Source organism: Kitasatospora sp. NPDC059571 (genome assembly GCF_042735675.1).
GTDB lineage: Bacteria > Actinomycetota > Actinomycetes > Streptomycetales > Streptomycetaceae > Kitasatospora.
Genome location: NZ_JBHWBW010000116.1, coordinates 9,180 through 18,979 on the forward strand (window position 1 = coordinate 9,180; position 9,800 = coordinate 18,979).

Annotated in this window: 4 protein-coding genes; 2 read left to right on the forward strand and 2 right to left on the reverse strand. The window is 72.7% G+C overall.

Annotation, left to right across the window (positions count from 1 at the left end):
* Nucleotides 1-120: 120 nt before the first annotated feature.
* Nucleotides 121-4,827, reverse strand: a complete 4,707-nt coding sequence (locus ACFV0G_RS15890; RefSeq protein WP_380546994.1) for a HAMP domain-containing protein — start codon at nucleotides 4,825-4,827, stop codon at nucleotides 121-123.
* Nucleotides 4,828-5,165: 338 nt separating this feature from the next.
* Between ACFV0G_RS15890 and ACFV0G_RS15895 the strand changes: the two genes are divergently transcribed.
* Nucleotides 5,166-7,727 carry a SpoIIE family protein phosphatase gene (locus tag ACFV0G_RS15895; RefSeq protein WP_380546996.1) on the forward strand — a complete coding sequence of 854 codons (2,562 nt, stop codon included), beginning with the start codon at nucleotides 5,166-5,168 and terminating at the stop codon, nucleotides 7,725-7,727.
* A 376-nt stretch (nucleotides 7,728-8,103) separates the two neighbouring features.
* Nucleotides 8,104-8,667: a GPR1/FUN34/YaaH family transporter gene (locus ACFV0G_RS15900; RefSeq protein WP_380546998.1), complete on the forward strand. Its 564-nt coding sequence runs from the start codon at nucleotides 8,104-8,106 to the stop codon at nucleotides 8,665-8,667.
* 116 nt (nucleotides 8,668-8,783) lie between these two features.
* Here ACFV0G_RS15900 and ACFV0G_RS15905 read toward each other — a convergent pair whose 3' ends face one another.
* Nucleotides 8,784-9,632, reverse strand: a complete 849-nt coding sequence (locus ACFV0G_RS15905; RefSeq protein WP_380547000.1) for a phosphatase PAP2 family protein — start codon at nucleotides 9,630-9,632, stop codon at nucleotides 8,784-8,786.
* Between the last annotated feature and the right edge of the window lie 168 nt (nucleotides 9,633-9,800).

Genomic DNA, 9,800 nt, shown 5'->3' on the forward strand with positions numbered 1-9,800 from the left:
GGCGGGCGCGCGCGGCCCCGCGCGGGGTGACCCCGCCCCTCCCCCCCACCCAGTTGGCCCCCCCCCCGCGCGCGCCCCCGCGCGCCCCCCGGGGGGGCGCCGCCCCCGCGGCGGTGGCGGCTACCCGACCGGCAGCCACTGGCGCATGACCGCCAGCAGGTGGTCGGTCTCGACCGGCTTGGTGACGTGGTCGGTCGCGCCGGCCGCCAGGCTCTTCTCCTTGTCGCCCTTCATCGCCTTGGCGGTCAGCGCGATGATCGGCAGGCCCGCGAACTGGGGCATCCGCCGGATCGCCTCGGTGGTCGCGTAGCCGTCCATCTCCGGCATCATGATGTCCATCAGGACCAGCGCGACGTCCTCGTGCTGCTCCAGCACCTCGATGCCCTCGCGGCCGTTCTCCGCGTACAGCACGGTCAGGCCGTACTGCTCGAGCACGCTGGTCAGCGCGAAGACGTTGCGGATGTCGTCGTCCACGATCAGCACCCGCTGGCCCTCGAAGCGGCCCTGGAACTGCGCGGGCGCGCCGGGCCGGTCGGCCTCGGGCTGCCGCGGGAACTGCTCGTGCCCGCCGCCCGCGAGGTGCTGCGCGGGGGCCGGCCGGACGACCTCGCCGTGCCCGGCCCGGCGGCGCTCGGCGGCGCCGCGGCGGCGCTCCTCGGCGAGCTCGCGCACCTCCTGGGCCCAGTGCTCGGCCGGGTTCTCGCCGACCGGCACCGGCACGCCGACCGGGGTGACCCCGATCGCGGCGCGGACCTGCGGCTGCTGGACGGCGCGGTCGGCACCGTCCGGCGCCTCGGCGCGCAGCGGCAGGTACAGCGTGAAGGTGGAGCCGCTGCCGAGCTCGCTCTCGGCGTGGATCTCGCCGCCGAGCAGCCGGGCGATCTCGCGGCTGATGGACAGGCCGAGGCCGGTGCCGCCGTACTTGCGGCTGGTGCCGCCGTCGGCCTGCCGGAACGGCTCGAAGATCTCCCGCAGCTTGTTGCCGGGGATGCCGATACCGGTGTCGGAGACCGAGAAGGCGATCAGCTCCTCGTCCGGGTCGCCGATCGTGCCGGCCTCCAGCAACTGCTCGCGGACGTGCTGCGGGACCTCGCCGTTGGTGACCGGCCGGATCAGCAGGTCGACGGCGCCCGCGTCGGTGAACTTCACCGCGTTGGAGAGCAGGTTGCGCAGCACCTGCTGGAGGCGCTGCTCGTCGGTGTGCAGGGTGACCGGCAGGTCCGGGGAGACCCGGACCGCGAAGTCCAGGTTCTTGTCGGCGGCCAGCGGCCGGAAGGCGGCCTCCACGTAGTCGACGAGCTGGACGAGGGCGATCTTCGCCGGGCGGACGTCCATCTTGCCCGCCTCGACCTTCGACAGGTCGAGGATGTCGTTGATCAGCTGGAGCAGGTCGGAGCCGGCGCCGTGGATCGTCTCGGCGAACTCGACCTGCTTCGGCGAGAGGTTGCCCTCGTTGTTGTCGGAGAGCAGCTTGGCCAGGATCAGCAGCGAGTTGAGCGGGGTGCGCAGCTCGTGCGACATGTTGGCGAGGAACTCGCTCTTGTACCGGGAGGCGAGGGCGAGCTGCTCGGCGCGCTCCTCCAGGATCTGCCGGGCCTCCTCGATCTCGCTGTTCTTGATCTCGATGTCGCGGTTCTGCTGGGCGAGCTGCTCGGCCTTCTCCTGGAGCTCCTCGTTGGTGCGCTCCAGCTCCTCCTGGCGGGCCTCCAGCTCGGCGGAGCGCATGGAGAGCTCCGCGGTGAGCCGCTGGGACTCCAGCAGCAGGCCCTCGGTCTTGGTGTTGACGCTGATGGTGTTGACCGTGACGCCGATGAGGTCGGCGATCTGGTTGAGGAAGTCCAGCGCGACGGCGGTGAACTGGCTGAAGGTGGCCAGCTCGATCACGCCCAGCAGCCGGCCCTCGAACAGCACCGGCAGCACCACCACGTGCGCCGGGGAGGCCTCGCCGAGGCCGGAGGAGATCTTCAGGTAGCCGGGCGGGGTCTGGCTGACCACGATCGAGCGGCGCTCCACCGCGGCCTGGCCGACCAGTCCCTCGCCGGGCCGGAAGGTGGTGGGCATCGACCGGCGCTGGTAGCCGTAGCTGCCGATCAGCCGGAGCACGGAGTCGTTCTCGTCGTCGTCCTCGGTGACCAGCTCGGCGGTGCGGCCGGTCGGCTGGGCCAGGAAGAACGCGCCGTGCTGGGCGGAGACCACCGGGGTGAGCTCCGTCATGATCATCGCGGCGACCGCCTCCAGGTCGCGGCGGCCCTGCAGCAGACCGGACATCCGGGCCAGGTTGGTCTTCAGCCAGTCCTGGTCCTTGTTGGTCCGGGTGGTCTCGCGCAGGTTGGCGATCATCTGGTTGATGTTGTCCTTGAGCTCGTCGAGCTCGCCGGACGCGTCCACGTCGATCCGCGGCGACAGGTCGCCGCGGGTCACCGCGGTGGCCACCTGGGCGATCGCGCGGACCTGCCGGGTCAGGTTGTTCGCCAGCTCGTTCACCGACTCGGTGAGGTCCTGCCAGCGGCCGGCCACGCCGGGCACCCGGGCCTGGCCGCCGAGCCGGCCGTCGGTGCCCACCTCGCGGGCGACGCGGGTGACCTCGTCGGAGAACGCGCCCAGCTGGTCGACCATGGTGTTGATGCTGGTCTTGAGCTCCAGGATCTCGCCGCGGGCGTCGACGTCGATCTTCTGCGACAGGTCGCCGCGGGCCACCGCGGTGATCACCAGCGCGATGTTGCGGACCTGGCCGGTCAGGTTGTTCGCCATCAGGTTGACGTTGTCGGTCAGGTCCTTCCAGATGCCGGCGACGCCGGGGACGGACGCCTGGCCGCCCAGGGTGCCGTCGGTGCCCACCTCGCGGGCCACCCGGGTCACCTGCTCGGCGAAGCCCGACAGCTGGTCGACCATCGTGTTGATGGTGCTCTTCAGCTCCAGGATCTCGCCCTGCGCCTCGATGGTGATCTTCTTGGAGAGGTCGCCGCGGGCCACCGCGGAGGCGACCTCGGCGATGTTGCGGACCTGGCCGGTCAGGTTGGACGCCATGAAGTTCACGTTGTCGGTCAGGTCGCGCCAGATCCCGGAGACGCCGCGCACCCGGGCCTGGCCGCCGAGGATGCCCTCGGTGCCGACCTCGCGGGCCACCCGGGTCACCTCGTCCGCGAACGCCGACAGCTGGTCGACCATCGTGTTCACGGTGGTGACGAGCTCGCGGATCTCGCCCTTCGCGTCGACGGTGATCTTCTTCGACACGTCGCCGCGGGCCACCGCGGTGGTCACCTCGGCGATGTTGCGCACCTGGCTGGTCAGGTTGTTCGCCATCAGGTTGACGCTGTTGGTGAGGTCCTTCCAGGTGCCGGAGACCCCCGGCACGCTCGCCTGGCCGCCGAGGATGCCCTCGGTGCCGACGTCCCGCGCCACCCGGGTCACCTCGTCGGCGAAGGCCCCGAGCTGGTCGACCATCGTGTTGATGGTGTTCTTCAGCTCCAGGATCTCGCCGCGCGCGTCCACCTGGATCTTCTGCGACAGGTCGCCCTTGGCGACCGCGGTGGTCACCTGGGCGATGTTGCGGACCTGGCTGGTCAGGTTGTTCGCCATCGAGTTGACGTTCTCGGTGAGGTCCTTCCAGACCCCCGCGACGCCCGGCACCTGCGCCTGGCCGCCGAGGATGCCCTCGGTGCCCACCGCGCGGGCCACCCGCGTCACCTGCTCGGCGAAGCCGGACAGCTGGTCGACCATCGTGTTGATGGTGTTCTTCAGCTCCAGGATCTCGCCGCGCGCGTCCACCTCGATCTTGCGCGACAGGTCGCCCTTGGCGACCGCGGTGGTCACCTCGGCGATGTTGCGCACCTGCGCGGTCAGGTTGGCCGCCATGAAGTTCACCGAGTCGGTGAGGTCGCGCCAGACGCCGGCCACGCCCGGCACCTGCGCCTGACCGCCGAGCCGGCCCTCGGTGCCCACGTCGCGGGCGACCGTGGTCACCTGTGCGGCGAACGAGTTGAGCTGGTCCACCATCGTGTTGACGGTGTTCTTCAGCTCCAGCATCTCGCCCGCGACGTCCACCGTGACCTTGCGCGACAGGTCGCCCTTGGCGACCGCGGTGGTCACCTCGGCGATGTTGCGCACCTGTGCGGTCAGCCGGCCGGCCATGGTGTTGACCGAGTCGGCCAGGTCCTTCCAGCTGCCGGAGACGCTGCGCACCCGGGCCTGGCCGCCGAGCTTGCCGTCGGTGCCCACCTCGATGGCCACCCGGGTCACCTCGTCGGTGAACTCAGACAGCTGGTCGACCAGCCCGTTGACGGTGCGGCCCACCTTGAGGAACTCGCCGCGCAGCGGGTAGCTCGCCCCGCTGGTGTGCAGCGAGCGCAGCTCCATCCGCTGGTCGAGGTCGCCCTCGGCGATCGAGCCGAGCACCCGGCCCACCTCGGCCATCGGCCGGGCCAGGTCGTCGATCAGTGCGTTGCAGTTGTCGACCGCCGCCATCCAGGCGCCCTCGCCGGCGCCCGTCTCCAGCCGCTCGGAGAGCCGGCCCTCCCGGCCGACCGCCCGGCGCACCCGCGCCAGCTCGCCGGTGAGGTGCTGGTTGCGCTCCGCGATCTCGTTGAACACCACCGCGATCTCGGCCAGCGGCCCGTCCCCGGGGAAGGTCAGGCGGCGCCGGAAGTTGCCGTCGCGCATCGCCGTGAGCGCCGCGAGCAGCTTGCGCAGGTCGGCCGCCTCCGCACCGCGGGCGTGGGCGGCGGAGCGCTGCCGCGCCGCCGCGCCGCGGGCCTGCGGCGCCGGGCGGCCGCCGGAACGGGTCGCGTCCCCGGTCGTGCCGATGGCGTCCTTGGTGGCCGAACTCAACGGGGCCCTCCCACATCGTGGCTGTCCGGTACCGCTGTCAGTACCTTTCGGGAGCGGACCGGCGGCCGTGTCCGGCCACCGGCGCCGCTTCGACCGTACTGCGCCGGCCGGGTGCTGCGGACCCCCCAGTCTGTCAGCACCGACGCCCGGTGTCCGTCCGCTTGCACAGGGTTCACCGCACCGGCACGTATCCGTGGGCAGAATCACCCTCCGGGATCTGTTTCGACGCCCCGGGCCCACGGGGTACCTAGCGGAAAGTAGGGTGGAACGCTGCACGGGCGCAGGACGGCCGAAGCAGTCCCCGGAGAGCCGGACCAGAGCAGAGGAGTCGTGGGCACGTGGTCACCGCGCGCGCAGCCGCCACCTTCGAACCGGTCGACCGGTCGGCCGCCGCCGCCCGCGCCTTCGTCCGGGACGCGCTGCTCGGCTGGGGCCTGCCCGAGGTCGTCGACGACGCGGTGGTCCTGGTCAGCGAACTCGTCACCAACGCCGTGGTGCACGCCGGCACCGCCGCCGAGGTCGGCTGCATCCGCGAGGACGAGACCGTCCGGATCGAGGTGACGGACCGCCACCCCGAACGCGGCCTGCCCGCCTTCGTCAACGTCCCCACCGCCTCGGAGCGCTACGCCGACCCCGACGGGGAGGGCGGCCGCGGACTGCTCATGTGCTCGGCCCTGTCGTCCTGTTGGGGCGTCGAGTACGCGGCCGGGCGCAAGACCGTCTGGTTCCGCCTCCCGCTCCCCGAACACGTGCTCGGCACCCGCTACGCCGTCCCGAGCCTGCCCGGCACCGAACTCCCCGGCGCCGACGGCCCGGTGCGCGTCGCCGTGGTCCAGCTCGACGACGACGGACTGGTCCGCAGCTGGAACACCGACGCCGAGGCGCTGTTCCGCCACCCGGCCGACCGGGTGCTCGGCCGCCCGTGGGCCGACCTCGCCGCCTGGCCGCAGTCCGCCGGCATCGGGCTCGGCCTCGCCGAGACCCTGCGCCTGGCCCGCTGGGAGGGCAGCTTCGGCATCCGCACCGCCGACGGCGTGACCATCGAGGTGTACGGCGTCCAGGTCCGGCTGCGCGACACCTTCGGCACCCCGTCCACGCTCTGCCTGCTGGTCCAGGAGGCCGACCGCGCCGTTCTGCGCAGCCCCGGCACCGCGGCGGAGACGCCCTCCGCCGCCGAACCGCTCGACCTGCTGATCGGCCCGGTCACCTCCGCCGACCTCGGCGACCTCGACGGCCTGCTCCAGCGGATCGTCGACCGGGCCCGCGACCTCCTCGACGCGGATGCCGCGTACCTGCTGCTCACCACCGACGACGAGACCGAGTTCGAGGTGCGCGCGGCCACCGGGCTCGCCGCGGCCGGCCGCCGCTACGCCCGGCTGCCGATCGACTCCGGCGCCGGCCGCTACGACTCCGCCCGGCTCCCGGCCGTCCACGAGGACCTGGCCCTGCGGCCCGCCGCCGCACCCCTGCTCAGCGGCAGCGCACTGCGCTCCCTGATCACCGTCCCGCTCAAGGTCGAGGGCCGGCTGACCGGTTCGCTCGGCGTGGCCGCCGCCGCACCCGGCCGCTACGACAACGAGGACGCGCTGCGGCTCCAGTTCGCCGCCGACCGGATCGCCCTCGCCCTGGAGAGCGCCCGGCTCACCGAGCTCGAACAGCTGCGCCGCGGCTCGCTGTCCTTCCTGGTGGAGGCCTCCGACCTGCTCGCCGGCACCCTGGAGCACGAGCAGACCCTCGCCCTCATGGCACAGATGGCCGTGCCCACACTGGCCTCCTGGTGCGCCGTCTACACCACCGGCGAACAGGCCGGCGGCCCCGACCTGGCCTTCGTCCTGCACGAGGACGAGGACCGCATCGACGCCCTGCGCGCCCTGCTCGACAAGACCCCGGCCCCGGAGGCGACCCGTACCCCCGGCGTCCGCTTCTGGCGCGGCCCCGCCGACACCGCGCGCGGCCAGGGACTGGCCGACAGCCCCGCACTGGCCGGGCTGCTCGGCGAGACCGTCGTGCTGCCGCTGGCCGCCCGCAACCGGGTCATCGGCCTGCTGGTGCTCGGCGTCGGCGCCGGGGTGCGCTTCCGCCAGGAGATCCTCGAACTCGCCGAGGACCTCTCCCGCCGGGCCGCCCTCGCGCTCGACAACTCACGGCTCTACTCGGAGCGCACCGCCACCAGCCAGGCCTTCCAACGCGCCCTGCTGCCACCCGAGTTGCCCAAGATCCCAGGCGTCGAGGTGGAGGTCTTCTACCAGGCGGCCGGCGAGGGCAACGAGGTCGGCGGCGACTTCTACGACATCTTCCCGATCCGCGAGGGCACCTACGGCTTCGCCATCGGCGACGTCTGCGGCACGGGCCCGGAGGCCGCCTCGGTCACCGGCCTCGCCCGGCACTCGCTGCGCCTACTGGCCCGCGAGGGGCTGGACGCCCCGCAGGTCCTCACCCGCCTGAACGCGGCCATCCTCGACGAGGGCACCCGCAGCCGCTTCCTCACCCTGCTGTACGGCGAGCTGACTCCGCGGCCGGACGGCTCCACCGCGCTGTCGATGGTCTGCGCCGGACACCCGCTGCCGCTGCGGCTGCGCACCGACGGCCGGGTCGACCAGGCCGCCTCGCCCCAGCCACTGCTCGGCGTGATGGACGAACTCGAGCTAACCGCAGAGGAGTTGGTGCTCGCCCCGGGCGAGGTCCTGCTCTGCGTCACGGACGGGGTGACCGAGCGGCGCGAGGGCGCCCGGATGCTCGGCGACGACGGCCTGGCCGACGTGCTGACCGGCTGCACCGGCCTGACCGCCGGCGCGGTGGCCGCTCGGGTCCAGCGCGCCGTGGAGCGCTTCGCCCCGGAGCCGCCGTCCGACGACATGGCGATCCTGACCCTGAGAGTGCCGCAGCAGCGCTCCTCCTGACAGGACCGCCTGACACTCCGCCAGTCGGCAGTCCCCCGGACGTTCACTGCCGTTCAGCAATCGGTCGCGAAGCGCCACCCGACAGCTGACGACTGTACAAATTGTGTGATTCACAAGGGTACAAGGCAGCGTGGGCGGGTACACCGACATCACCGGGGATCCCCCCGGAGGGGCATCCGACCAGCGGCGCTGCCGCTGGTTCCTCACTCGCCGGCCCACCGCCCGCACGCACCGTCCGTGCGCCCGCGGCCCGGCATCGCGCAACCACTCCACCGCACGTCCGTGCACCTTCACCGCGCCGCGGCACCGCCGTGCCCGGAGCGGCCCCCACCGACTTCACCGCCGCCATCCCGGCACCCAGTGAAAGGAGCCTCCGGTGAGCAACGAAGCTACCGGGGCGAACGCCCGACCCGCAGGAGCCGACGCGGGTCCCCTCGGATACCTGGCCCTCGGACTGACCCTTCTGGCGTACGGCCTGCTCTCCACCGGCGTGCTCAGCGGCGCCGGTGCCAAGGACGCCACCACCCTGACCAACCTGGTCGGCGGGCTCGCCCTGTTCATCGCCGGTCTCTGGCAGCTCCGCGGCGGCGACCGGTTCACCGGCACCGCCTTCACCACCCTCGGCGCCTTCTGGGCGACCTGGTCGGCCGCGGGCGGCGCGGGCAAGAACGCTGCAGGGCTCTTCCTGCTGCTGTGGGCGCTCCTCGCGCTCACCCTGACCGCGGCCAGCTGGGCCGGCGGCGGACTGCTCGGCCGGGCCGTCTACGGCCTGCTGACCCTCTCCATGCTGCTCAGCGCCGTCGCCACCTTCGGCAGCAGCGGCGGCCTCCTCAAGGTCGCCGGCTGGGTCGCGGCCGTCGCCGGCCTGTCCGCCTGGTACTCGGCCACGCTGGCCCTGACCGGCGGCAGCGTCGGACGGCTCTCCCTGCCGCTGAAGTAGCACCCCCGGGAACGGGTGGGCCGGGCCTCTCCCCCACGGGGCCCGGCCCACCGTCGTGTCCGGGGCCGATCCCGCGGCCTCCGCCGCCCCTGTGGTCTCCGAGTCCGGGGCGGGCCTCAGCCGCGGACGGAGGACCGCTCCCGGTCGGCCGTCGCCTCGCCGGCGGCGGCCGCCGCGGTCTCCTGGGCGGGCCGCCAGCCGTTCCAGGCGTACTGCACGAGGTAGGCGACCAGCAGCAGGCCGACGGCCACGACGCCGTCCGCCCAGAAGTGGTTGGCGGTCACCACCACGACGGCGATGGTGACCAGCGGGTGGAGCACGACCAGCCAGCGCCACGGCGAGCGGAAGATGCGGATCACCGCCACCGCGACGATGACGCACCAGGCCACGTGGACGGAGGGCATCGCCGACAGCTGGTCGGGCACCACCCCGCCGACCGCGCCGCCGTACACCGACTGCCCGTACTGCACGGCGACGTCCACGAAGCCGTCCTGCGGCAGCATCCGCGGCGGCGCCACCGGCAGGAACTGCACCAGCAGGCAGGCCGCCGTGGTCAGCACCACCGTCGTCCGCAGCCACGGGTAGTACGGCCGGTGCCGCACGAAGATCCAGAGCAGCAGGACGAGCATCACGCCGAAGTGCATCGTCGCGTAGTAGTAGTTGCTCGCCGTCATCAGCCAGTGGTGCGGCAGCACCGCACGCTGCCAGGTCACCTCGTCCGGCAGGCCGAGGGAGAGTTCGGTGCGGTGGATCCAGTCCGCCCGGTCGAGCGCGTGGTCCGTGCTCATCACCGACAGGTGCCCCACGAGCTGCCACAGGGCGAACAGCCCGAGCAGCGCACCCGCCTCCCGCAGCACGGCCGTCACCCCGGGCCGGCGGCCGCCCCGCCCGACCGCGAACGCCGACGCCAGCATCACCACGGACGCGGTGCCGGCCGTCTGCCACGTAAGGGTCAGGTTCTGCATTGGCGAAGAGTAACCCCTGTCGGCGCCCGCCGCCTCTGCCGATCGCTCCGTGAACACGTCCGAAAATGCGAGAAGCCCCCCACCCGTCACGGGTGGGGGGCTTCCTGAAAGTTTGTTCGGCGGCGTCCTACTCTCCCACAGGGTCCCCCCTGCAGTACCATCGGCGCT

Coding starts and splice junctions, on each gene's coding strand:
- ACFV0G_RS15905 (WP_380547000.1), bottom strand. CDS start 9,632: ATGCAGAACCTGACCCTTACGTGGCAGACGGCCGGCACCGCGTCCGTG.